Here is a 22,462-nt window from a genome sequence, read left to right as displayed (position 1 = left end):
TGATTCTACGCGGGGACCACACCGAACTCGGTCCGCAGCGCGTCCCCGAGGGCGGCGGCTATCGGACGATCCCACGGACCCACGACCGTGAGCGTGACGCGGCGCGGGTCCAACGGCTCGTCATCGCTCCAGTCGGCACCACCGGGCCCCTCGATGACCTCGGGCTCGAGCGGCGGGGATGCCGCGGAACGGTCGATCGTGATCTCCAGCCAGCGGTCGGTGATCAGCGGAACCGCTTCGCGCCCCCACTCGACGACGGTGACGCTGGCAGCCAGATCCAGACCGAGGTCGTCGAGCTCGGCTGGATCGCCGAGACGGTACGCATCCACGTGGATGAGCTCGGGCCCCGCTCCGAGCGAAGGATGCGTGCGCGCCAGCACGAAGGTCGGACTCGTGACCGGACCCCGCACGTTGAGCGCAGCCCCGAGGCCCCGCGCGAACGTCGTCTTGCCCGCGCCCAACGGCCCCGTCAGCACGAGCACATCGCCCGCGAGCAGCAGCGCGCCGATGAGCTCTCCCGCGCGCATCATGTCATCCGCGGTCGCGAGCTCCACCGTGATGCTCGGAGTCAGGTCAGTGCCCACACCCATCCGCCCTTCCTCCATCGCGACGTTCCCGCCGCACGACGCGCGGCCCGAGCGCCGCCACGAACGCCTGCGGCGACACTGCTGACCACGACGCCCACTCCTGGAGGTGGATATCACCGGGTTCAGGCCCGAACACCGAGACCGGCATGCCGATCCATGCCTCCTGGTCCTGCAGATCGATGACGACCTGATCCATGGCGACTCGGCCGACGATCGGCCGGCGCTGGCCACCCACGACAACCTCACCCTGCCCCGCGACCCTGCGCGGGATGGCGTCGGCATAGCCGAGCGGCACGAGCCCGAGCGTCGTGGACTCCTCGGCCACCCAGTCGTAGCCGTAGGAGACACCGTGGCCCGCTGTCACCCGTTTCACGTGCACGAGCTCCGTCGTGAGCGCGACAGGAAGCGGCTCGCTCGGCTCGTCGAAGCTGTAGATTCCACGGCTGCCAGGATCCCTGGTCCGCTCGTGGTCGACGAGCGTGCTCGATCGTGCCGCCTTCCCGACGTTCGCGAGGTCCGTGTTGGCCGCGACGAGTGGCAGCAAGCCGTGCTCGAGTGCCAGACCGGCCACGAGAGCACCACCGAGTCCGTAGGCGTCGGCGGAGACGTCGACGCTGAAGAGCCTGGCCGCGTGGCGCGCCCCCATGCCGTTCCCCAGCGCCGCCGCGAGGTCGCGTGCCCGTTCGCCCATGCGGGCGTGCAGCATGTCGACGTCGACCCAGAGCTCGCGGCGGGGCGCAAGCGCGAGCCCCGCCTCCTCGTCCGGAGCGGCAGCAGCCACATGGTGAGGCTCGGCAGGAGAGCTCGCGCCCGAGGAGCGGCGCGGGAGGCGTGAGCTCAACCGGGTGACGACCTCGTAGTTGATGGTCCCGGCGGCGGAGGCCCATGCGTCCGCGCTCGCCGAGCTTGCCGCGTCGATGACCAGCAGCCGAGGCGGCTCGTCGCTGCGGTCCAGACGTCCGGACGCCGACACGGTTCCCTCGAGCGGTTCGACTCGCAACTCGAGGGTGTCGAGGGCGACGACATTCCAACGAGCACCGGTGTCATCGGCGAGCTCCAGGGAGCCAGGCTCGATCGGCGGCAGACCGGCAGCGTGCCCGAGATCGACCCTGAAGCCGCGCTGATCCTCGAAGATCGGGGCGCTCAGCGACAGGGCGGGCCTCAGCTCGACCGGGCAATCCGTGTCAGCGGAGAACGGCGAGAGGCCGTACAGGGAGACTCCGAGGCGCACGAGATCGAAGCGCGCCTCCGGCAGCGACATCGAACCGGCCGTCGCGGCGAGGTGACGCACCGACGGAGTCAGTCCACGCCGAGCCGCGAGCTCGAGCGCACGCTCGAACGAAGCGAGCTGAGCACGATCCGCATCAGTACCCGCACCAGCCAGATGGCTGAACAGTCCCTCGAGGCGGATGAGCCCACGCCCCTCGAGCTCCGCCGCCTTCGTGAACGCCGACTCCCACTCCGCCGGGCTGATCCCGTTGCGCCCGAGGCCCGTGTCCAGTTTGAGGTGGACGACCACACAGCGCTCAGAGTGCTCGAGACGACCCAGGCCGATGTCGACGAGCTCGAGTTGCGCGAGCGAGGAGATACCGAGCTCGATCTCCGCATCCAACGCGGCGAGCCAGTCGGTGCGAGCCCCGTGCATCCACGCCAGAATCGGCGCAGTGATACCCGCCTCCCGGAGTGCTAGGGCCTCCCGGAGGTCGACGACGCCGAGACGCTCAGCGCCTCCCTCGAGCGCGGCACGAGCCACGTCGGGCGCCCCGTGTCCGTACGCATTCGCCTTGACGACCGCAAGGAGCGGCGTGCCAGTGAGCTCCGCGATCGCCCGGACGTTCGCCCGGACAGCATCGAGATCGATATCGACGCGAGCGCCGCTCACGAGCCGGCCCCAGCCGAGGCCCCACGTTCGGCAATGACAAAGGCCGTCGCGGTCGTGCGCTCATGTGTCAGCGAGAGGTGCAGGTGATCGACCCCCACCAGCTCGAGATGCGCGCGCAGCGCGGGCGTCACGGCGAACTCGGGACGACCAGCAGGCCCGCTCTCGACCTCGAAGTCGAGGAAGCTGAGCGAGCCGATGCCGCCGAGCGCCTTCACCGCGGCCTCTCGTGCAGCGAACCGAGCGCCGAGAGACGCCAGCGACCTGTCCCGCTCGGCCGGCGCGAAGAGACGCTCGCGGAGGCGCGGGGCACGCTGCAGAGCCCGCGCGAACCGCGCGAGCTCCACCGTGTCGACACCGATACCGACGATCACGCTCAGCTACTCGACGGTGACGGACTTCGCCAGGTTGCGAGGCTGATCCACGTCGAGCCCCTTCGCCGTGGCGAGCTCGATCGCGAAGATCTGGAGCGGCACGACCGCGAGCAGCGGCTCGAAGAAGGGCTCCGTCGGGGGAACCGCGATGACCTCGTCCGCGTACGGCAGCACGGCCGCGTCGCCGACCTCGCAGATCGCGAGCACTCGGGCTCCGCGCGCACGGATCTCCTGGATGTTCGAGACGATCTTCGGGTGCAGCGTGTCGTCGTGGCGGGGGCTCGGCACGATCACGAAGACCGGCTGGCCGGGCTCGATGAGCGCGATCGGGCCGTGCTTGAGCTCGCCGGCAGCGAAGCCCTCCGCATGGATGTAGGCGATCTCCTTGAGCTTGAGCGCACCCTCGAGCGCAATCGGGTAGCCCACGTTGCGCCCCAGGTACAGCACGGAGCGGGTGTCCGCCATCCAGTTCGCGAGTTCGTGGATGCGCTCCCGAACACCGAGGACCGTTCGGACCTTCTCCGGGATCGTCTGGAACTCCGTCAGGAGCTCCTCGCGGCGCTCATCCGCCATCGTTCCGCGCATCGTTGCCGTGTAGATGCCAAGCAGGTAGAGCGCCGTGATCTGGGCGAGGAACGCCTTCGTCGACGCGACAGCGACCTCCGGCCCTGCATGCGTGTAGACAACCGCATCGGACTCGCGCGGGATGGTCGCGCCCTGCGTGTTGCAGATGGAGAGCGTCTTCGCGCCGCGAGACATCGCATAGCGGACCGCCATGAGCGTGTCCATCGTCTCGCCGGACTGGCTCATCGACACGATCAGCGTGCGGGAGTCGAGAACCGGGTCTCGGTAGCGGAACTCGTGCGCGAGCTCGACCTGGACGGGCACGCGGGCCCACTTCTCCATGGCGTACGCACCGACCTGGGCCGAGTAGGCGGCCGTGCCGCACGCGACGATGATGATGCGGTGGATGTCGTTGAAGAAGTCCTCCCCGAGCGCGTCGAGGTCGGGAAGGTGCACGCGGCCCTCGACGATCCGGCCCCGGAGCGTGTTCGCCACGGCCTCGGGGTCCTCGTCGATCTCCTTGGCCATGAAGCTCGGCCAGCCGCCCTTCTCGGCAGCTGACGCGTCCCACGAGACCTCGAAGGCCTCCGCAGTAGCTGGCTCGCCATCGAACGTCGTGATGTTCACGGAGTCGGGACGGACGAGCACGATCTGCTCCTGGCCGACAGCCAGCGCGCGGGGCGTGTACTCGACGAACGCGGCCACGTCCGAACCGAGGAAGTTCTCCCCGTCGCCGAGCCCGATGACAAGCGGAGAGTTCAGACGCGCACCGACGATGAGGCCGGGTTCGTCGGCGTGTACCGCGATGAGCGTGAACGCTCCATCGAGACGGCGCACCACTGCGCGGAACGCCTGCTCGAGGCTTCCCACCTCGCGGTAGACGTGGCCGATCATGACGGCCGCGACCTCGGTATCGGTCTCCGAGTCGAAGGTGTAGCCGAGCTCAACGAGCTCGGTCTTCAGCTCGGCGAAGTTCTCGATGATGCCGTTGTGGATGACGGCGAGCTTGCCACCATCGGCGAGGTGCGGATGCGCATTCGCGTCCGTCGGGCCACCATGCGTCGCCCACCTGGTGTGGCCGATGCCGGTATGGCCATCCGGCAGCGCGTTGCGCTCCAGGTCATCGCGCAGCACCTTCAGCTTGCCCGCACGCTTGCGGGTCTCGATCCGTCCCTCGTCGTCGATGACCGCGACACCTGCGGAGTCGTACCCCCGGTACTCGAGTCTTGCGAGGCCGCCCATCAGGATGTCAAGGCTCTCTCGTGGACCAACGTAACCAACAATTCCGCACATACGGGCCATCTTAGGGGCACCGCTCTTCCGGGGCCGGACACCGCACTAGACTCGCCTTCTATGTCCGCAACTGGTCAGATTCCGCGCAGCGGAGGAGACTCGCCCTTCGTCGAGATCCTCCGCCAGGACTGGGCCGATCTCGCACCGTCGACGCCGATGTCGCTCGACGAATCAGACCTCATCAGGCTGCGCGGCCTCGGCGACCACCTCGACCTCGACGAGGTGCGCGACGTCTACGTGCCGCTCTCCCGCCTCATCAACCTGTACGTCTCGAACGCTCGTTCGCTGCACCGTGCGACGAGCGGCTTCCTCGGCGAGCGCAGCGCCTCCACGCCCTTCGTCATCGGTGTCGCCGGCTCGGTCGCAGTCGGCAAGTCGACGGTGTCGCGGCTGCTTCGCGAGCTTCTCCGCCGTTGGGAGGACACACCCCGAGTCGAGCTCGTCACCACGGACGGCTTCCTCTACCCGAACGCCGAGCTCGAGCGACGCGGGCTCATGGAGCGCAAGGGCTTCCCCGAGTCGTACGACCAGCGTGCGCTCCTCCGCTTCATCACGAAGGTCAAGAGCGGCGCGGCGGAGGCGCGCGCGCCGTTCTACTCGCACCTGAGCTACGACATCGTCCCGGATGCGGAGATCGTCGTCAATCGCCCGGACGTGCTCATCGTCGAGGGCCTCAACGTGCTTCAGCCGCCCCGCGCTCACTCACTCGCGGTGAGCGACATGTTCGACTTCTCCATCTACGTCGACGCCCGGTCAGAGGACATCGCGCGCTGGTACGAGCAGCGCTTCCTGTCGCTGCAGCGAGGGGCGTTCACCAACCCTCGCTCGTACTTCCGTCGCTTCGCCGAGCTGAGCACGGATGAGGCCCTCGAGCACGCCCGCAGCATCTGGTCGCGCATCAATGGTCCGAACCTGCGCGAGAACGTCATGCCGACTCGGTCACGGGCTCAGCTCGTGCTGCGGAAGTCGAGCGACCACACGGTCCGCAGCGTCCTGCTCCGCAAGGTCTGAGCCCCCCTGAGGGTTCATCCCGCCCGCCCGTCGTCTCCGGATGGAAAAGTCGCTTCGTGCTGGAAACTTCTCGCCATAGGAGGGACTTTCCCATCCCGAGGCGACAACGACGCAGACGGCGGCGGAGCGGGCGAGGGCACCGACGACGGGACGCTTCAGAGACGGGCACCCGGAAGAAGAAAGAAGCCCCTCCCGAGCGAACTCGGGAGGGGCTTCTTCACGACAGACCAGCTGTCATAACATCACGCGGCCACGCGTTCGGCCTGCGCCTGCTCGACCTCGGCGACGACCGCCGCGAAGAGCGCGCCGCCTTCGAGGCCGGTGACCTCCCGCGTGAACGTCTCCGCGTCGAGCGTCGCGAGCTTCTGCTGCAGCTCGACGCTCTCCTGATCGGCCGGGAAGTCGAAGCGGAGAGCCGCACCGATCGCTCGCACGAGCGCGTCGTACGGGAGTCCCGCAGCCTCGGCCTCCGAGGCAGGCCGCACGAAGCGCTCCTTCGCGGAGAGCTTGCGCAACGGCTGTCGGCCCACACGTGCGGGCTGGTCCGGCAGATCGCGGTTGGCGAAGCGCGAGAGCGTCGTGGCGACGTACTCGGCGTGGTCCTCTTCCGAGAACCCGAACTGCGACACGAGCACGCGGCTCGTCTCACCGAGCACGGCCTCGACCTCGGACGCGACCGCAGAGATGGCCAGCGCGTCCTGCATGTTCGTCGCGCCCGCCACGAAGCCGTGGTACGCGATAGTCGCGTGCCCCGTGTTCACGGTGAAGAGCTTGCGCTCGATGAACGGCTTCAGGTCGTCCACGAAGTGGGCATCCGGGATGCTCGGCTCGGCACCAGCGAACGGTGTCCGGTCGATCGTCCACTCGAAGAAGTCCTCGACGGTGACGTCGACGCCCTCAACGGCCTGCTCTGGGACAATGCGGTCGACGGCCGTGTTGGCGAAGACCGCACGGGCGTCGAGCTCCTCGGCACCTTCGAGGACAAGACCCTTGAGCGTGTCGGATGCACCGATCGCGTTCTCGCACGCCATGACCGCCAGCTTCGGCGCGTCAGCCGCGCGGGCCGCGAGGCCCTTGCGGATGACGGGCGCGATGAAGCGGAGCACGTTCGGCCCGACGGCGCACGTGACGATGTCGGCAGTGGCGATCTCCTGCACGACCTCGTCCTCGTGCGTCGCCGAGTTGATCGCCCTGAAGCGATCGACGACGTGACTCTTCGCTGCAGGCCCGACCTCGTGCACCGTGTAGGTGTCGACGGCCTGGAGCGCGCCGATGAGATCGGCGTTGACGTCGGCGTAGACGACCTCGTACCCGGCTTCATGCAGGACGAGCCCGATGAAGCCGCGACCGATGTTGCCCGCGCCGATGTGGACTGCCTTCATTCCTCGTTCACGTCCCCAAGGAGCTGCGCCAGCTCTTCCGGCGTCTCCGCCTTGAGGAGAGCTTCGACGTTGTCCTCGTCGCTGAACACGATGGCGACGCTCGACAGGATCTCGAGGTGGCCTCCGTCCTTGCCTGCGATGCCGATGACGAAGCGGGTCTCGTTTCCGCCCCAGTCGATGGGCTCGTCGTACCGGACGACGGACAGCGCGGAGCCGAGGATGGTGTCCTTGGCCTCGTTCGTGCCGTGCGGAATTGCGAGGTAGTTGCCCATGAACGTCGAGACGCTCTGCTCGCGGTCGTGCATCGCCTGGATGTAGTCCTGCGTCACGGCGCCAGCCGCGACGAGCAGCTCACCCGCTTCCGTGATGGCTTCTTCTCGCGTGCGCGCGGTTCCGCCGAGGCGAATGCTGTCAAGGCTGAGTACGTCTGCCACTTCAGGGTTCCTTTCGTTGGGTGTCCGAATCTTCAGCAGCTCAGCTGTTGGAGAGTCGAGCCACGACTTCCTCGTACCGGGGGCTGTTCATGAAGTTTTCCACGGAGACGTGGATGGCTTCTGGGGACTTGAGCTTCGCCCGGTCGGTGAGGTCCTGGTGGGTGACGATCAGGTCGGGCGTGCTGTCGAGGTTCGCGATGGAGACGTTCTTGACCGTCACGCCCTCGATTCCGGCCTTCTTGATCTTGTTGCGGAGCACGGATGCGCCCATGGCGCTCGAGCCCATTCCGGCGTCGCACGCGAACACGATGTTCGTGATCGTGCGCGTGTCGGTCGCGAGACCCCCGCCGCCTGCCTGAGTGGCGAGGCCGGAGAGCGCATCGGACTTCTTGCCCTTGTTCGCCTCGGTCTGCGCGACGGCGTCGGCGAAGCTGTTGGCTCCGGACGCGTCGGCAGCGAGATCCTTCTTGCGCGAGGCGAGGAGGATCGCCGCGGCGATGACGAAGGTGACCGCCGCCGAGAGGATGACGGACAGGATGACGCCGATGTGGCTTCCCGGGGCCGTCATGATCAGGATCGCGAAGATCGATCCGGGCGAGGCCGGAGCGACGAGGCCGGAGCCGAAGATCACGTTCGTGAGGACACCCGTCGCGCCACCGCCGATGACGGCGAGGATCAGAGCGGGCTTGGCGAGCACGTACGGGAAGTAGATCTCGTGGATGCCGCCGAGGAACTGGATGATGACTGCGCCGGGTGCGCTGGCGCGTGCGACGCCGACACCGAAGAAGCAGAACGCGAGGAGCAGACCGAGGCCGGGGCCCGGGTTCGCCTCGAGGAGGAACAGGATGCTCTTCCCCGCATCCTCAGCCTGCGCGATACCGAGCGGCGTGAGCACACCCTGGTTGATTGCGTTGTTGAGGAAGAGGATCTTCGCGGGCTCGATGAGGACGCTCGCGAGCGGGAGGAGACCGGCCTCGACGAGGAAGTCGACGCCTTCACCGAGGCGCTCGGTGAGCCACGTGATGACTGGAGCGATCGCGAAGAACCCGGCGAGAGCCAGGAGCATCGCGAGGATGCCAGCCGAGAAGTTGTTGACGAGCATCTCGAAGCCGGCGCGGATCTTGCCGTCCCAGATGCTGTCGACCTTCTTCATGATCCACGCTGCGAGCGGGCCCATGATCATGGCGCCGATGAACATCGGGATTCCTGCGCCCACGATGACACCCATGGTCGCGATCGCTGCCACGACGCCGCCTCGCGTGTCGTAGACCATCTTGCCGCCCTGGTAGGCGATGAGAAGGGGAAGCATGTAGGTGATCATCGGGCCGACGAGCCCGAGGTTCGCCTCGCCGTCTGCGTTCTCGCCCCAGCCGCCGAGGACTCCCCACACGGAGGCGCCTTCCGGGAAGAGGAGGTTGAGCCAACCGGATTCGATGAACAGGGTGGTGATGAGGCCCCAGGCGATGAACGCCGGGATGTTCGGCATGACCATGCCGGAGAGGAAGGCACCGAAGCGTTGGACGCCGACTCGGGCACCCTTCTGCTGGGTTGCCGTTGTGGCTTCTGCAGTCATTATTGCTCCAAGCAATCCCCATGCGCGGGGATAGGAGGGGAAAGGTCAGTGTGACCGTTCCCGGATTTCAAGAATTGGCCGAACGGCCATGAGCGCGCGCGGCGGCTCAAGCGTCGTGGTTGGTCTCCAGGAGAGTCACGAGCTGGTCGGCGACAGCTTCGTCGCCGTCGACGGAGAGGGTGATCTCGTCGCCCTTGGACACGCCAAGTGAGAGGACACCGAGGATGCTGGCCGCGTTGACGCTCTTGTCGCCCTTGGCGATCGTCACGGGGACGCCGGCTTCGGTGGCTGCCTGCACGAAGATCGCTGCGGGACGTGCGTGAAGTCCGTGCTCCGAGGCGACGGTGATCTTGCGTTCGATCATGGAGAGCTCCTTAGGTGTGGCGGGATTTCCGCGTGTTGAGCTTATCTACGCGAGAAGCCCCAGATGCGAGATTGTCACCAAAACTTTGCCTCGGCGCTTGTTTCTTTCTCACACTCGGGTGGGAGCCGGGACCGAGAGACTCTCTGAGGTTGGCCGCTTCGAAGCTGGCAGGTCAAGAGGTGTCCCGCAGAACGAGAAAGAGGTCCCGCTCCACCAGATGACGGTGGAGCGGGACCTCGTTCTGAGATTCTGTCCGAGCGGCTCGAGATCAGAGACCTCGCAGAGCGCGGACCTTAGAGCGCCAACCGCTCACGGACAACTGCGGCGAGAGCCTCGGCGTGACGTTGCGCGGTCTCCTGCTCCCCCGCTTCGATCATGACGCGCACGAGCGGCTCCGTTCCGGATGGCCGCAGCAGGACGCGTCCGGTCTCACCGAGTTCGAGGGCGACCTGGGCGACCGCGGCCTGGAGAGGCTCGTCGCTCGCGCAGTCCTCCTTGCGGACGCCGGGCACATTGATGAGCACCTGCGGGTAGACGCGCATGACGGACGCGAGCTCGGCCAGCGTCTTGCCGGTTCGCCGCATCTCGGCCGCGATGTGCAGACCGGTGAGGATGCCGTCACCCGTAGTGGCGAAGTCGGTGAGGATGACGTGTCCGGACTGCTCCCCGCCGAGGGCGAGCCCCCGCTCGTTCAGCTCCTCGAGGACGTACCGGTCACCGACCTTGGTCTCGATCATGCGGATACCGGCTTCACGCATCGCGATCTTGAGGCCGAGGTTCGACATGACGGTGGCGACGAGGGTGTCCTCGCGCAGCGCGCCGCGCCGACGCATGGAGACCGCGAGGATGGCCATGATCTGGTCGCCGTCGACGACCTTGCCGTCGGCGTCGATGGCAAGGCACCTGTCGGCGTCTCCGTCGTGGGCGATGCCCAGGTCCGCTCCGAGTTCCGTGACCGTGCGAGCGAGTTCGCCGAGGTGCGTCGATCCGACACCCTCGTTGATGTTGAGTCCGTTCGGCGCGTTGCCGATGACCGTGACCTGAGCGCCCGCGTCAGTGAAGACCTCGGGCGAGACGCCGGCCGCGGCACCGTGCGCGCAGTCGAGGACCACGTGGAGTCCACGGAGTGGCGAGGTGCCGTCCTCGCGGAGCGGCAGGCTGCGAAGCAGGTGCAGGGCATATCGGTCTTCGGCATCGGCGAAACGCTCGATGCTTCCGACCCCAGCTCCCGTCGGGGTGAGCTTTTCCCCGCCGAGCAGCGCCTCGATCTGGTTCTCGAGGTCGTCGGCGAGCTTTCGACCGCCGCGAGCGAAGAATTTGATCCCGTTGTCAGGCGCGGGATTGTGGGAGGCCGAGATCATGACGCCGAAGTCGGCCCCGATCTCGGCGGTGAGAAACGCCGCTGCGGGCGTCGGGATGACCCCCGCGTCGAGCACGTCGACGCCAGAGGAGGCGAGTCCCGCCGCCACGGCGGCAGAGATGAACTCACCTGAAACCCGCGGATCGCGGGCTAAAACAGCACGAGGCCGCCGCCCGTGCTCGCGAGCTGATGTCGCGAGCACGATGGCAGCGGCCTGGGCGAGGCTGAGGGCGAGCTCGACCGTGAGGTGGTCGTTCGCAAGCCCACGAACCCCGTCCGTTCCGAAAAGCCTAGGCATTCGAAATGTCTGGACTTAGCGCTTCGAGTACTGAGGCGCCTTACGGGCCTTCTTGAGTCCGGCCTTCTTGCGCTCCTTGACGCGAGCGTCGCGTGACAGGAAGCCAGCCTTCTTGAGCTCGGGGCGGTTGTTCTCGCGGTCGATCTCGTTGAGAGCGCGTGCGATGCCGAGACGAAGCGCACCGGCCTGGCCGGAAGGTCCGCCACCCGAGATGCGTGCGATGACGTCGTACGCGCCACCCAGGCTCAGGATCGTGAACGGGTCGTTGATCAGCTGCTGGTGCAGCTTGTTCGGGAAGTAGTCGGCGATGTCACGGTCGTTGACCGTGATGGTGCCGGTTCCCGGGATGAGGCGCACGCGGGCGATTGCCTGCTTGCGACGGCCGACGGCTGCACCGGGAACGGTGAGTGCCGGACGAGGAGCCTGGACGGCCGCCTCTGCCTCGGGGGTTTCGGTCGAGTAGCTCTGCGGCTGCTCGATGGACTCTGCGATGGTTGCCACTGTGTTCTCTTTCCTAGCTCGGGCCGCTACTGGGCAACCTGGTCGAAGACGTACGGCTTCGGCTGCTGGGCTGCGTGCGGGTGCTCTGCACCTGCGTAGACCTTGAGCTTCTTGAGCTGGTTGCGTCCGAGCGTGTTCTTGGGGAGCATGCCGCGGATCGCCTTCTCGACGGCGCGCGTCGGGTGCTTCTCGAGCATCTCCGTGTAGGAGGTCGCCGTCAGTCCGCCCGGGTAACCCGAGTGGCGGTAGGCGAGCTTCTTCTGGAGCTTGGAGCCCGTCAGCGCGACCTTCTCTGCGTTGATGACGACGACGAAGTCGCCCATGTCAACGTGCTGAGCGTAGGTTGCCTTGTGCTTGCCGCGGAGCAGAGCTGCCGCGTGGGTTGCGAGCCGGCCGAGAACGACATCAGTCGCGTCGATGACCACCCAGTCATGGGTGATGTCACCGCCCTTTGGTGTGTACGTGCGCATGGATGTGCACCTTTCGTCGAAATGAGGAGGTCGTGAATCCCACTCGGTCGTGATGGTTGCGGTTGAGCCTCCGGGAAGGGTTCTCCCGGGGAGGCCTCACCACGAACGTCACCGTCGAGGGCTCAACTTCGAAGCCGACACCGAAGTGCAGACAACTTGAGTAGCTTACGTCAGTGGCCGCCCGGGCGCAATCTCAGACCGACAGGGCAGCAAGGCGTCGCGCTCGAACCGTCCGGAACCGGGCGGCCGCACCGAAGACGCCGACCATGAGCATGGTTCCAACTCCCCCGGCGATGAGCGATGCAGAGAAGAAGAAGGAGCCGAGGAAGACGTCGGGATCGGTCGGATCCAACGTCGGCATCAGGATGCTCAGCAGCGCATACGCGAGAACGAGGATTGCCACCCCGAGGGCTGTCCAGGCCGCCGGCACGATGGCTCTCGGCCAGAACCTGCCGACCACGCTCAGCACGGCGAAGACGGCGACTGGCAGGGCCAGCGCTGCGTAGCTGATGAGGTCGACCATGACTCCAGTCTGGACCCTCCGAGGATTCCTGGGAATCAGTCGAGAGATGTAGATCGCCCCTCGGCGCCCCCAGGCTAGGTGAGCGGCTCCACAAGACGAAGCGCGGGCCGCTGCGCCCTCGTCACGGCCTGGCGCTCACGGAGATGAGCGTCCGCCGGGTAGCCCACTCCCGTGAGCGTGAGCCCCTTCGCCGACAAGACGGGAAAGGCGCTGCTTCGTTCCGTCGCCTGGAGCAGCTGCGGCACGTCCGAGAGTCGGATGCGCCCGGCCCCGACCTCAGCGCACATGCCGACGAGCGACCTGACCATGGAGTGGCAGAAGGCATCTGCTTCGAGCTTCGCGACCACGACGCCCTGCTCGTCGCGTGCCCAGTCGAAGCGCTGCAAGGTTCGGATCGTGGTGGAGTTCGGGCGTGGTCGGCAGAAGCCGGCGAAGTCGTGGAGGCCGATGAGCTTGTCTGCGGCGACCTGCATGAGTGCTGCGTCGAGCTCTCGGGGGACGACGGCTGTACGGTGCCGCTCGATGGGGTTCGGCGGGGTTCGGCGATCTGCGATGCGGAACTCGTAGCTTCGGGAGATCGCCGAGAACCGAGCGTCGAACCCCTCCGGCGCAGGCGCCACCCCCGCGAGGACGACGTCGCTGTCACGACCGAGAACCCCGTTCACCCGACGGAGCAGGATGTCGGACACCTCGTCGCTGGACCGGCGGCGGACGTTCTCGACCCCGAGGTCATCGAGGTCGAGGTGCGCGACCTGCGCCGTCGCGTGGACCCCAGCGTCAGTGCGGCCCGCGACTGTGAGCAGCGGACCGTCGGGAAGCTCCCGTGCGACGAGCCTGATGGCGTCCTCGAGGGCACCCTGCACGGTGCGCAGCTCCGGCTGCGCTGCCCATCCGCTGAATGCGGTCCCGTCGTAGGCGATGTCCAGACGGAACCGTGTGCTGCCTCGCCCGTGCCCCATGCGCCCATCCTCCCTTACCCGAGCCGGTTTATCGACGACACGACGAAGCCCCCGAGCAAGCTCGATGATTGCTCGGGGGCTTCGACGATCAGCTTCGACTACTTGGCGTCGTCGGCCTTCGCGTCAGCGTCCGACTCAGCAGCGTCTGCAGCCTCGGAAGGCTGCGTTCCGCCGTCGGTCGTCGGCTCGGAAGCCTCCGTGTCGCCTGCGGCTGCGTCGACCTCGTCGGTCGCGGTCTCGTCGACCTCAGGCTCGGCAGGAGCTGCGGCCGGAGCCGTCTTCACTGAGGAGGCCTTCGGCGTGACGGGCTCGAGAACGAGCTCGATGACTGCCATGGGAGCGTTGTCGCCCTTGCGGTAGCCGGTCTTGATGATGCGGGTGTACCCGCCTTCGCGACCTTCCATCTGCGGCGCGATCTCCGTGAAGAGCTCGTGCACGACGGTCTTGTCGGTGACAATCTGCAGCACGCGACGGCGAGCGTGGATATCTCCGCGCTTCGCGAAGGTGATCAGGCGCTCGGCGAGCGGACGGAGGCGCTTGGCCTTCGTCTCGGTCGTCTGGATGCGCTTGTGCGTGTACAGCTGCGCCGCGAGCGTAGCGAGCATGAGGCGCTCGTGTGCGGGGCCGCCTCCGAGGCGAGGACCCTTGTTGGGCTTAGGCATTCGTCATTCTCTTTCGTGTGAAGTCGGTCTGGCGGGCAGGTCTGTTTAGACGTACTCGCCGGTGTCGTCGCCGGCACCGTAGAAGTGAGCACCCTCGAACCCGGGAACCGAGTCCTTGAGCGAGAGGCCGAGCTCGGTGAGCTTGTCGCGCACCTCGTCGACCGACTTCTGACCGAAGTTGCGGATGTTCATGAGCTGCGTCTCACTGAGAGCGACGAGCTCGGAAACCGTGTTGATGCCCTCGCGCTTGAGGCAGTTGTACGAGCGCACGGAGAGATCGAGATCCTCGATCGGCATCGAGAGCTCGTTGGTGAGGACGGCGTCGACCGGCGCTGGGCCGATCTCGATGCCCTCTGCCTGCTCGTTCAGCTCGCGAGCGAGGCTGAAGAGCTCGACGAGCGTGCGACCGGCAGATGCGATCGCGTCGCGCGGCGAGATAGCCGGCTTCGTCTCCACGTCGACGACGAGGTTGTCGAAGTCGGTGCGCTCCCCAGCACGGGTCGCGTCGACACGGTAGGTGACCTTGAGAACCGGCGAGTAGATCGAGTCGATCGGGACCTGACCGGCCTCGGAGAACTCGTTGCGGTTCTGGGTCGCCGACACGTAGCCGCGGCCGCGCTCGATGGTCAGCTCGAGCTCGAACTTGGCGTCATCGTTGAGCGTCGCGATGACGAGCTCCGGGTTGTGCACCTCGACACCGGCAGGTGCCGAGATGTCAGCCGCCGTCACTTCGCCCGCTCCGGTCTTGCGGAGGTAGGCCGTGATCGGCTCATCGTGCTCGCTGGAGACGACCAGCTGCTTGATGTTGAGGATGATCTCGGTGACATCTTCCTTCACACCAGGGATGGTGGTGAACTTGTGGAGGACACCGTCGAGACGGATGCTCGTGACTGCTGCTCCGGGGATGGAGGACAGCAGGGTGCGACGCAGTGAGTTGCCGAGGGTGTAGCCGAAGCCAGGCTCGAGTGGTCCGATCGTGAACTTCGAGCGGTTCTCGGAGAGGCTTTCCTCGGTGAGCGTTGGACGCTGTGCGATAAGCACTATGGGTTCCTTTCGGCAAAGTGTCCGCTATATGACACTTGGCGATTCAGCCGACGCACGTCGTCGACCGGGTGTGGAGTTCGAGCGGGGACGCCGAACATCCGCCACAAGGCCCTCCCTCGCGGGAGAGCCTCGCAGCGGACGGGAGGCTAGACGCGGCGACGCTTCGGAGGGCGGCAGCCGTTGTGTGCCTGAGGGGTGACGTCGTTGATCGAGCCGACCTCGAGGCCTGCGGCCTGAAGCGAGCGGATCGCGGTCTCGCGACCGGAGCCCGGTCCCTTGACGAAGACGTCGACCTTCTTCATGCCGTGCTCCTGCGCCTGGCGAGCTGCGGCCTCGGCTGCGAGCTGCGCGGCGAAGGGCGTCGACTTGCGCGAGCCCTTGAAGCCGACTCCACCGGAGGAAGCCCAGCTGATGACAGCGCCGGACGGGTCGGTGATCGACACGATCGTGTTGTTGAAGGTCGACTTGATGTGAGCCTGGCCCACTGCGACGTTCTTCTTGTCCTTCTTGCGCGGCTTACGAGCGGCGCTCTTTGGGGTAGCCAATTTTCTCTCCTACGAAATCTGCGGGCGCTGTCGCGGCGGCGACTAGCGTGCCTTCTTCTTGCCGGCGACCGTGCGCTTCGGGCCCTTGCGGGTACGAGCGTTCGTCTTCGTGCGCTGACCGCGCACGGGAAGGCCGCGGCGGTGGCGGAGACCCTCGTAGCTGCCGATTTCGACCTTGCGGCGGATGTCAGCTGCGACCTCACGGCGGAGGTCACCTTCTACCTTGAAGTTGCCTTCGATGTAGTCGCGGAGCTGAACCAGCTGCTCGTCGTCGAGGTTCTTGACGCGGATGTTGCCGTCGATGCCGGTGTCCTCGAGTGCCTTGAGTGCGCTCGTGCGGCCGACGCCGTAGATGTAGGTGAGTGCGATCTCAACGCGCTTTTCGCGTGGGAGATCGACGCCTGCGAGACGTGCCATGGGATTTCTCCTGTGGGTTGAGGTGTGATGCACCGGATGGGCCCCGGCCTCGGTCCGAAGGTGTCCCCGCCTGGGCTGAAGCCCGGCGGTTCTTACTGGTGCTGTTTCGTATTCAGTTGTGACGTCGGGTGCATGCGCACCCATGGGACGTCTCGCGTGCCTGAACTGGCGAGCGAGGTGAGTCCCGAGCGATTAGCCCTGGCGCTGCTTGTGGCGCGGGTTCTCGCAGATGACCATGACGCGACCGTGGCGGCGGATAACCTTGCACTTGTCGCAGATCTTCTTGACGCTGGGGTTGACCTTCATTGAAGTTCCTTCTGTGATCGCTGGCCTCGTGCTGGGCAGACGTCTGCCCAGCCGTTCCTTACAGCGTGCCTACTTGTAGCGGTAGACGATGCGGCCGCGGGTCAAGTCGTACGGGCTCAACTCCACGATCACGCGGTCCTCGGGGAGGATGCGGATGTAGTGCTGACGCATCTTGCCTGAGATGTGAGCAAGAACCTTGTGTCCGTTCGAGAGTTCTACGCGGAACATTGCGTTTGGCAATGCCTCGACAACCGAACCCTCGATCTCGATGACGCCGTCTTTCTTGGCCATAGCCTCACTGTCGTTTGCTATTGAATGCACGCTGGTCGTGCGGATGGACGGTGACTACGCGCGCGAAAACGCAACGCAAAAGACACCAAGCGTCAACTCTAGGCGGTCTCCCCGTGGAGTGCAAGTGCGGGGCCGCACCGCAGAGAGGGTCAGGCTCCCACTTCGGCTGGCGGAGTCGGGACGACTCCGAACTGCGCGAGACCTGCCGCTCCCCCGTCATGCGCGGTGGAGACCCAGATGCCGTCGGCATGCACCAGGATCGTGTGCTCCCAGTGGGCGCCGAGCGAGCCGTCCGCCGAACGAACGGTCCAGTCGTCGTCATCGATGACGACGTCAGGGCCCCCGAGAGTGATCATGGGCTCGATGCAGATCGCCAGCCCTGGCTTGACGACCGGCCCTCGGCCGAACACGCGGATGTTGTGCACGGTCGGTTCCTCGTGCATGCTGCGGCCGATACCGTGCCCCGCGAAATCCTCGAGGATCCCGAAGTCGCCGGACTGCTCGATGGTCTCCTCGACGGCAGCTCCGACCTCGGCGAGGTGCCGAGCAGTCGCCAGCTTCGCGATGCCCGCCCAGAGGGAGCGCTCGCAGGCCTCGCTGAGACGCGTGCCGTCGGCAACCGCGCTCGTGTCCGCTGCTTCGCCGGGGACGACGAACGTCCGGGCCGAGTCGCCGTTCCAGCCCTCGAACATGGCCCCGGCGTCGATGGAGACGAGCTGGCCTGCCTCGAGCGGCTTGTCGTTCGGGATGCCGTGGACTACCGCGTCGTCGACGGAGGCGCAGATCGTGTGCCGGTATCCCGGAACCAAGGCGAAGTTCGGCACTGCGCCCCTCTCGCGCACGACGCGCTCGGCGATGCCGTCGAGCTCCAGCGTCGTCACCCCCGGACGAATCGCCTCGGAGACGGCGTCGAGGGCGAGGGCCGTGATCCGGCCGGCTGGCACCATCGCCGCGAGCTCGGCGGGTGTCTTGTAGATGCTCTTGCGCATCAGGAGAGTCTACGCGCCGGCTGCCTCGCTCCTCCGGCCGACTCAGGGGATATCGCCGCATCGTCCGGTGATGAAGAGGTGGAAGGTCCCGTCCGTGTCATAGCTCAGGGAGGCGTTTTCGATCGTGTCGCTCCTCAGGCCGTCGCCCGAAATGGAGCTCGGTGTGGTGCCGATGTTCAATCCCTTCTCCGTCCAGAGCGCCTCTATCTGCTCCAGTTCGGCAGCGCCCGCGTCCGTGCGGAAACTGTGCCCGACGAAATAGTGGTCACCTGACCGCGAGTATCCACCGCAGATCTGCCGCGAGATCTCCATGCCCGGCGCTCCGACGTAGTCGATCTCCTCGAGATCATCGGGGAAATGCTGCAGGGTCAGCTCCGCGAGGTCTCGAACTGCTGCCTCCCGCTCGGTTGTCGTCGCTGAGGCAGAGAAAATCGGCCCGTTGTCACCCACCGGCGGCGGCACGGGTGCGTCGGTAGGCTGCGGGGGCGGGCCGCCGACCACCTCCTCGGACGGCGCGGGCTCGACCACCGCCGATTCCGCCGCCGCGCCCTCCCAGAGCACTGAAGCTGCGGCACCCGAGAGGAACAGGGCGGCCAGCACGAACGTAGCGATACCGGAGAGGCGCGCGATGATTCGCGCGGTGATCAGGGCGCCCGCCTGCAGGTCCGCGCCCAGAGCGCGGAGCCGTGTCGAGACCTGCAGTGCAATCCCGGAGAGCAGCAGGGCGGTGAGCGCGCAGAGGCACAGCACCGCGACGGAGGCGATCATGCGCAGGTACGACCGGGGCTCGAGGGGAACCACCCAGGCGGGCAGGTGCGGGTTGCCGGAGAGATTCGGCGTCGGGACGGCGCTGGCCGCGCCGGTCAGCAGCCACCAGACTGCGGCGATGGGGAACGCAGCCGTCAGTACGCACAGCGCGACGAGCGCCGAGGAGCTCCCGGTCTCCACCTCGGCCGGTCGTCTCTCGCCCCCTGGCTCAGCGGTCAGGTCAATCGGCATGGGTCTCAGCACCTTCGTCGGGAGCGCAGTGGCTCGTGATCGTGATATTCAGCCAGCCCTGGGCGTCACCGCGCATCCGCACCTGATCGATCGCCTGGGAGACCGGCCCTCCCGCATAGTTGGTGCCCATGGCTCGGTCGTACGTCAGACCGCGCTCCTGCCAGAGCTCGATGATGTTCTGCTCGTCGGTGATCGTGTCGGGGCCGGAGAGGCTGAGCGTGAGGACGTACGCGGTCCCCGAGGCGGAATGCTCGTCCGGAACATCCCCCGTCTCCCCGCCCGGCACGCAGGCGACCTCCTCAGGCGGCGCGTCGAGCGTCCCCACCATGAGGTTCGGGATCGGGGCCACCATCACTCCGAGCGTCGCGACCCGGAGCGAGTCCACTCCGGCGGCGAGCTCCTCCTTCGAGAGGGCAGTCACCGATCCAGCTGGGTCCAGGCGCTGCTCATCCACCCACCCCACAGCATCAGGCGTCTCCTCCGGGCCGTGCAGCGGGTCCGGAGACGCGGGCGGGCCAGACACCTGCGCTGCCTGGCCCGCGTACTCGGTCACCATGCGTTCGGCCTCGAGCGTCCAATGCACGGTGAAGCCCAGGTGCGTGGCTGCGATGACAGCCGCCGCACACGAGAGCCACGCTGCCGAGGATCGCGTGCTCCGCAGCGCGAGCACGAGCGCCATGGCGGCAGCGAGGACCAGGAGCGGCCAGACGGCAAGCGAGAGTCCAGGTCCGAGGTAGCTCCCGATGAGTTCCCGGAAGTAGCCCTCGCCGTAGTCGCTCGGCTCCCACCAGATGGTCATCGCGAATGCCCGCCATGCCGTCATGCCGACGAGCAACGAGGCGAGGTTGCGCTGCCAGACGGCGGGAGTGACAGCCGAGGCAAGGTGTCCATCGGCTCCGGGGTGCGCTGACGGCGCTGACCCGGGAGTCGCCTCGTTCACCAGAGCGTTCGCGGTCCACGTCAAGGAGTCCTCCGTGCACGGCCCATCACCGATTCGATGGGGTCCTGCGAAGCTAGCCTCCCGCCGCGCGGATTTCGGTCAGCAGGCGACAACGCTTCGGCAACACCGGCGAGATGGAGGTCACGGTTCAGTAACCGGTCACGCTCGTGCCAGGTCTCGGCCTACCTCCAGGCGATGCCGGTGCCTGCCGAGCCCAGTTCCGGCGACGGGACGCGCGGGCGTCGCGGAGAGGTGGATCGGGTTCGCGGTCGATCTGACCGGGTCGCCTCCAGCTCCCAGGAGTTCTACGACCGGCTCGAGCCCGAGGCGCTCCGCGAACGCAAACGCCTCGGCGACGTCGTTCACGAGGCCGGCCGGCACGCGTGCGCTCGACAGGAGCTCGACCCACTCGCTCGCCACGCGCTCCCCCAACCTCGCCGCAAGGAGCGCACGGAGGGCGTCACGGTTGTGCACGCGGAGCTGGTTGGTGGTGAAGCGCGGGTCTCCAGCGAGGCCAGGAGCGCCGAGGACCCCGACAAGCCCTGCGAACTGCCGATCGTTGCCGACGGCGATCACGAGCGGGCGGTCGCTGGCGTCGAACAGCTCATACGGGGCGATGCTTGGATGCGCGTTGCCGAGCCGTGCGGGAGCGCGGCCCGTCGCCAGCGTGCTCGACGCCTGATTGGCGAGTGCCGACAGCAGGCTCGTCATCAGGTCCACCTCCACGCGCTGGCCCGTCCCAGACCGTTCGCGCTCGCGGAGGGCGAGCAGTATGCCCGTGACCGCGTTCAGCCCCGTCAGCACATCGACGAGCGCAACACCGACCTTGCTCGGCTCCCCCTCCACCGGGCCCGTGATGCTCATGAGCCCGCCGACGGCCTGCACGAGGAGGTCGTAGCCCGGCAGCGCCGCTCCCCCGCCCCCGCCGAAACCGGTGATCGAACAGAAGATCGCCGACGGGTTCTCCGCCCGCACCGAGTCGAAGTCGAGCCCGAAGCGCGCCATGACCCCGGGTCGGAAGTTCTCGACGACAATGTCCGCCTCCCGCGCGAGTCGGCGCGCGGCCGCAACGTCCTCGCCGCGGTTGAGATCGAGCACTAGAGACCGCTTGCCGCGATTCACGCCGGAGAAGTACGTCGACTGACCGCGCGCATCAACCGGTGGAGTCCAGGCCCTCGTCTCGTCACCGCCCGGGGGTTCCACCTTGATGACGTCGGCGCCGAAATCGGCGAGCATCATCGTCGCGTACGGGCCGGCGAGCACCCGGGAGAAATCCGCGACTCGCACGCCGCTCAGCACGCCGTCGTGTCCGCGATCCGAGAGCACTTGGGATCCTTACCTGAACGCCGGGATGCCGGTGAGCTTGTTGCCAAGCACGAGCGTGTGGATCTCATCGGTGCCCTCGTAGGTCCGCACCGACTCCAGGTTGTTGGCGTGGCGAAGCGGTGAGTAGTCGAGGGTGATGCCGTTGCCGCCGAGAATCGTCCTCGCCTCGCGAGCGATCGCGATCGCCTCGCGGGTGTTGTTGAGCTTGCCAACGGAGATGTGGTGCGGCTGGATGCGGCCCGCGTCCTTCAGCCGCCCGAGCTGGAGGGCGAGCAGGAAGCCCTTGTTGATCTCGAGGGCCATGTCCACGAGCTTCTGCTGCGTCATCTGGAAGCCAGCCAGCGGACGGTTGAACGGCTGCCGCTCCCCTGCGTACGCGAGCGCAGCCTCAAAGCTGTCCCTCGCGGCGCCCATGACGCCCCAGGCGATACCGTAGCGGGCCTCATTGAGGCATTCGAACGGCCCACGCAGCCCGCGCGCACCGGGGAGCATCGCATCGGCTGGAACCCGGACCTCATCGAGGACGACGTCGCACTGGACGGATGCACGCATCGAGAGCTTCGGGCCGATGGGCGTCGCCGAGAAGCCAGCGGAAGCCGTCGGTACGATGAAGCCTCTGACGCCCTCGTCCGTCTGCGCCCAGATGATCGAGATGTGGGCGAGGGACGCCAGGCCGATCCAGCGTTTGGTGCCGCTGACGACCCAGTCCGAGCCATCTCGTCGCGCGAACGTGCCCATCGTTCCCGGATCGGATCCGGCACCGGGCTCGGTCAGCCCGAAGCAGCCGATGACCTCGCCGGCAGCCATGCGCGGCAGCCACTCGCGCTTCTGCTCCTCGCTACCGTGCTTCCAGATCGCGCTCATGGCCAGAGAGCCCTGCACGGAGACGAAGGTGCGAATCCCGGAGTCGCCCGCCTCGAGCTCCGCCGCGGCGATGCCGTACTCGACTGCGCTGCGGCCAGCGCACCCGTAGCCGCTCAGGTGCATGCCGAGCAGCCCTTCGCTTGCGAGCATCGGCACGAGGTCGATCGGGAAGACGGCGTCCTCGTACCAGGACGCGATGTGCGGCCGGACGTGCTCGTCGACGACGAGTCGGACACGGCTGCGCAGCGCCAGCTCTTCCTCGCTCAAGAGCACGTCGAAGTCGATGAGGTCGTGGGGCTCAGCTGAGGGTGAGGACATCTGTGTCTCCGTTCCTGGACAACTGCGTCAACAGGGTTCTCCGGCGCTCCGAGCTGGAGGCGCCGACAGGCCAACGCTAGCCGACGATGACAGCGCTCGACCAGGTGCGAACGGCACCGCGGTGGCTTCTTGGCGGGCATTCCGGCAAACGCAAGAGGACCCGAGCGGGAGAAATCCGCTCGGGTCCTT

Annotated in this window: 25 protein-coding genes; 1 reads left to right on the top strand and 24 read right to left on the bottom strand. The window is 67.0% G+C overall.

What is annotated here, in order from left to right; genetic code table 11:
* Positions 1-5 precede the first annotated feature (5 nt).
* From tsaE to glmS, 4 genes are read right to left on the bottom strand one after another with little or no spacing between them, the layout of a single operon-like run.
* Positions 6-590 carry a tRNA (adenosine(37)-N6)-threonylcarbamoyltransferase complex ATPase subunit type 1 TsaE gene (tsaE, locus tag ITJ67_RS02415; protein ID WP_228502169.1) on the bottom strand — a complete coding sequence of 195 codons (585 nt, stop codon included), beginning with the start codon at positions 588-590 and terminating at the stop codon, positions 6-8.
* On the bottom strand, positions 574-2,469 hold the full coding sequence (alr, locus tag ITJ67_RS20110) for an alanine racemase (protein WP_194676607.1): 1,896 nt from the start codon (positions 2,467-2,469) through the stop codon (positions 574-576). The genes tsaE and alr overlap by 17 nt, the downstream gene beginning before the upstream one ends.
* The gene (locus ITJ67_RS02405; protein ID WP_104331832.1) at positions 2,466-2,840 is read right to left on the bottom strand and encodes a holo-ACP synthase; all 375 of its coding nucleotides are present in this window, start codon (positions 2,838-2,840) and stop codon (positions 2,466-2,468) included. The genes alr and ITJ67_RS02405 overlap by 4 nt, the downstream gene beginning before the upstream one ends.
* Before the next feature lie 6 nt (positions 2,841-2,846).
* Complete coding sequence (glmS, locus tag ITJ67_RS02400) at positions 2,847-4,697, bottom strand: glutamine--fructose-6-phosphate transaminase (isomerizing) (RefSeq protein ID WP_194676606.1); 1,851 nt, start codon at positions 4,695-4,697, stop codon at positions 2,847-2,849.
* Between the two features lie 60 nt (positions 4,698-4,757).
* On the opposite strand from glmS, the gene coaA reads away from it, so the two are divergent.
* The gene (coaA, locus tag ITJ67_RS02395; RefSeq protein ID WP_194676605.1) at positions 4,758-5,708 is read left to right on the top strand and encodes a type I pantothenate kinase; all 951 of its coding nucleotides are present in this window, start codon (positions 4,758-4,760) and stop codon (positions 5,706-5,708) included.
* A 242-nt stretch (positions 5,709-5,950) separates the two neighbouring features.
* On the opposite strand, the gene ITJ67_RS02390 is transcribed toward coaA, so the two are convergent.
* The 20 genes from ITJ67_RS02390 to ITJ67_RS02295 all read right to left on the bottom strand — a co-directional run bounded on the left by ITJ67_RS02390 (position 5,951) and on the right by ITJ67_RS02295 (position 22,273).
* Positions 5,951-7,090, bottom strand: coding sequence for a mannitol-1-phosphate 5-dehydrogenase (locus ITJ67_RS02390; protein ID WP_194676604.1), 1,140 nt, complete (start codon positions 7,088-7,090; stop codon positions 5,951-5,953).
* The gene (locus ITJ67_RS20105) at positions 7,087-7,524 is read right to left on the bottom strand and encodes a PTS sugar transporter subunit IIA (protein WP_160071272.1); all 438 of its coding nucleotides are present in this window, start codon (positions 7,522-7,524) and stop codon (positions 7,087-7,089) included. Before ITJ67_RS20105 ends, ITJ67_RS02390 begins: the two co-directional genes overlap by 4 nt.
* Before the next feature lie 40 nt (positions 7,525-7,564).
* On the bottom strand, positions 7,565-9,097 hold the full coding sequence (locus ITJ67_RS02380; protein ID WP_160071271.1) for a PTS mannitol transporter subunit IICB: 1,533 nt from the start codon (positions 9,095-9,097) through the stop codon (positions 7,565-7,567).
* Between the two features lie 106 nt (positions 9,098-9,203).
* The gene (locus tag ITJ67_RS02375) at positions 9,204-9,461 is read right to left on the bottom strand and encodes an HPr family phosphocarrier protein (RefSeq protein WP_104242633.1); all 258 of its coding nucleotides are present in this window, start codon (positions 9,459-9,461) and stop codon (positions 9,204-9,206) included.
* Between the two features lie 293 nt (positions 9,462-9,754).
* Positions 9,755-11,119: a phosphoglucosamine mutase gene (gene glmM / locus ITJ67_RS02370; RefSeq protein ID WP_160071270.1), complete on the bottom strand. Its 1,365-nt coding sequence runs from the start codon at positions 11,117-11,119 to the stop codon at positions 9,755-9,757.
* Between the two features lie 15 nt (positions 11,120-11,134).
* Complete coding sequence (gene rpsI / locus ITJ67_RS02365) at positions 11,135-11,620, bottom strand: 30S ribosomal protein S9 (protein WP_104242637.1); 486 nt, start codon at positions 11,618-11,620, stop codon at positions 11,135-11,137.
* Positions 11,621-11,646: 26 nt separating this feature from the next.
* Positions 11,647-12,090 carry a 50S ribosomal protein L13 gene (gene rplM / locus ITJ67_RS02360; RefSeq protein WP_104242639.1) on the bottom strand — a complete coding sequence of 148 codons (444 nt, stop codon included), beginning with the start codon at positions 12,088-12,090 and terminating at the stop codon, positions 11,647-11,649.
* A gap of 193 nt (positions 12,091-12,283) precedes the next feature.
* A complete protein-coding gene (locus ITJ67_RS02355; RefSeq protein ID WP_194676603.1) occupies positions 12,284-12,613 on the bottom strand; it encodes a hypothetical protein in 330 nt (109 codons plus the stop codon).
* Positions 12,614-12,687: 74 nt separating this feature from the next.
* On the bottom strand, positions 12,688-13,572 hold the full coding sequence (truA, locus tag ITJ67_RS02350) for a tRNA pseudouridine(38-40) synthase TruA (protein ID WP_194676602.1): 885 nt from the start codon (positions 13,570-13,572) through the stop codon (positions 12,688-12,690).
* A 98-nt stretch (positions 13,573-13,670) separates the two neighbouring features.
* Positions 13,671-14,234, bottom strand: coding sequence for a 50S ribosomal protein L17 (rplQ, locus tag ITJ67_RS02345; RefSeq protein ID WP_194676601.1), 564 nt, complete (start codon positions 14,232-14,234; stop codon positions 13,671-13,673).
* Between the two features lie 45 nt (positions 14,235-14,279).
* Positions 14,280-15,275, bottom strand: coding sequence for a DNA-directed RNA polymerase subunit alpha (locus ITJ67_RS02340; RefSeq protein ID WP_104242647.1), 996 nt, complete (start codon positions 15,273-15,275; stop codon positions 14,280-14,282).
* A gap of 149 nt (positions 15,276-15,424) precedes the next feature.
* The gene (gene rpsK / locus ITJ67_RS02335; RefSeq protein ID WP_068479244.1) at positions 15,425-15,823 is read right to left on the bottom strand and encodes a 30S ribosomal protein S11; all 399 of its coding nucleotides are present in this window, start codon (positions 15,821-15,823) and stop codon (positions 15,425-15,427) included.
* Between the two features lie 42 nt (positions 15,824-15,865).
* Positions 15,866-16,240, bottom strand: a complete 375-nt coding sequence (rpsM, locus tag ITJ67_RS02330; protein WP_068479246.1) for a 30S ribosomal protein S13 — start codon at positions 16,238-16,240, stop codon at positions 15,866-15,868.
* Positions 16,241-16,432: 192 nt separating this feature from the next.
* Positions 16,433-16,546 carry a 50S ribosomal protein L36 gene (gene rpmJ, locus ITJ67_RS02325; protein ID WP_008361054.1) on the bottom strand — a complete coding sequence of 38 codons (114 nt, stop codon included), beginning with the start codon at positions 16,544-16,546 and terminating at the stop codon, positions 16,433-16,435.
* 69 nt (positions 16,547-16,615) lie between these two features.
* Positions 16,616-16,837, bottom strand: a complete 222-nt coding sequence (infA, locus tag ITJ67_RS02320) for a translation initiation factor IF-1 (RefSeq protein WP_066056559.1) — start codon at positions 16,835-16,837, stop codon at positions 16,616-16,618.
* 149 nt (positions 16,838-16,986) lie between these two features.
* Positions 16,987-17,826 carry a type I methionyl aminopeptidase gene (gene map / locus ITJ67_RS02315; protein ID WP_194676600.1) on the bottom strand — a complete coding sequence of 280 codons (840 nt, stop codon included), beginning with the start codon at positions 17,824-17,826 and terminating at the stop codon, positions 16,987-16,989.
* A gap of 42 nt (positions 17,827-17,868) precedes the next feature.
* The gene (locus tag ITJ67_RS02310; protein WP_194676599.1) at positions 17,869-18,594 is read right to left on the bottom strand and encodes a hypothetical protein; all 726 of its coding nucleotides are present in this window, start codon (positions 18,592-18,594) and stop codon (positions 17,869-17,871) included.
* 220 nt (positions 18,595-18,814) lie between these two features.
* Positions 18,815-19,789: a hypothetical protein gene (locus ITJ67_RS02305; protein WP_194676598.1), complete on the bottom strand. Its 975-nt coding sequence runs from the start codon at positions 19,787-19,789 to the stop codon at positions 18,815-18,817.
* A gap of 135 nt (positions 19,790-19,924) precedes the next feature.
* A complete protein-coding gene (locus tag ITJ67_RS02300; protein ID WP_323741365.1) occupies positions 19,925-21,091 on the bottom strand; it encodes a CoA transferase in 1,167 nt (388 codons plus the stop codon).
* 9 nt (positions 21,092-21,100) lie between these two features.
* On the bottom strand, positions 21,101-22,273 hold the full coding sequence (locus ITJ67_RS02295; RefSeq protein ID WP_194676597.1) for an acyl-CoA dehydrogenase family protein: 1,173 nt from the start codon (positions 22,271-22,273) through the stop codon (positions 21,101-21,103).
* Between the last annotated feature and the right edge of the window lie 189 nt (positions 22,274-22,462).

The organism is Pseudoclavibacter sp. VKM Ac-2867, assembly GCF_015351275.1.
Lineage (GTDB): Bacteria > Actinomycetota > Actinomycetes > Actinomycetales > Microbacteriaceae > Pseudoclavibacter.
The sequence above is the reverse complement of the archived record's forward strand: the minus strand, read 5'-3'. Positions and strand labels throughout refer to the sequence as shown.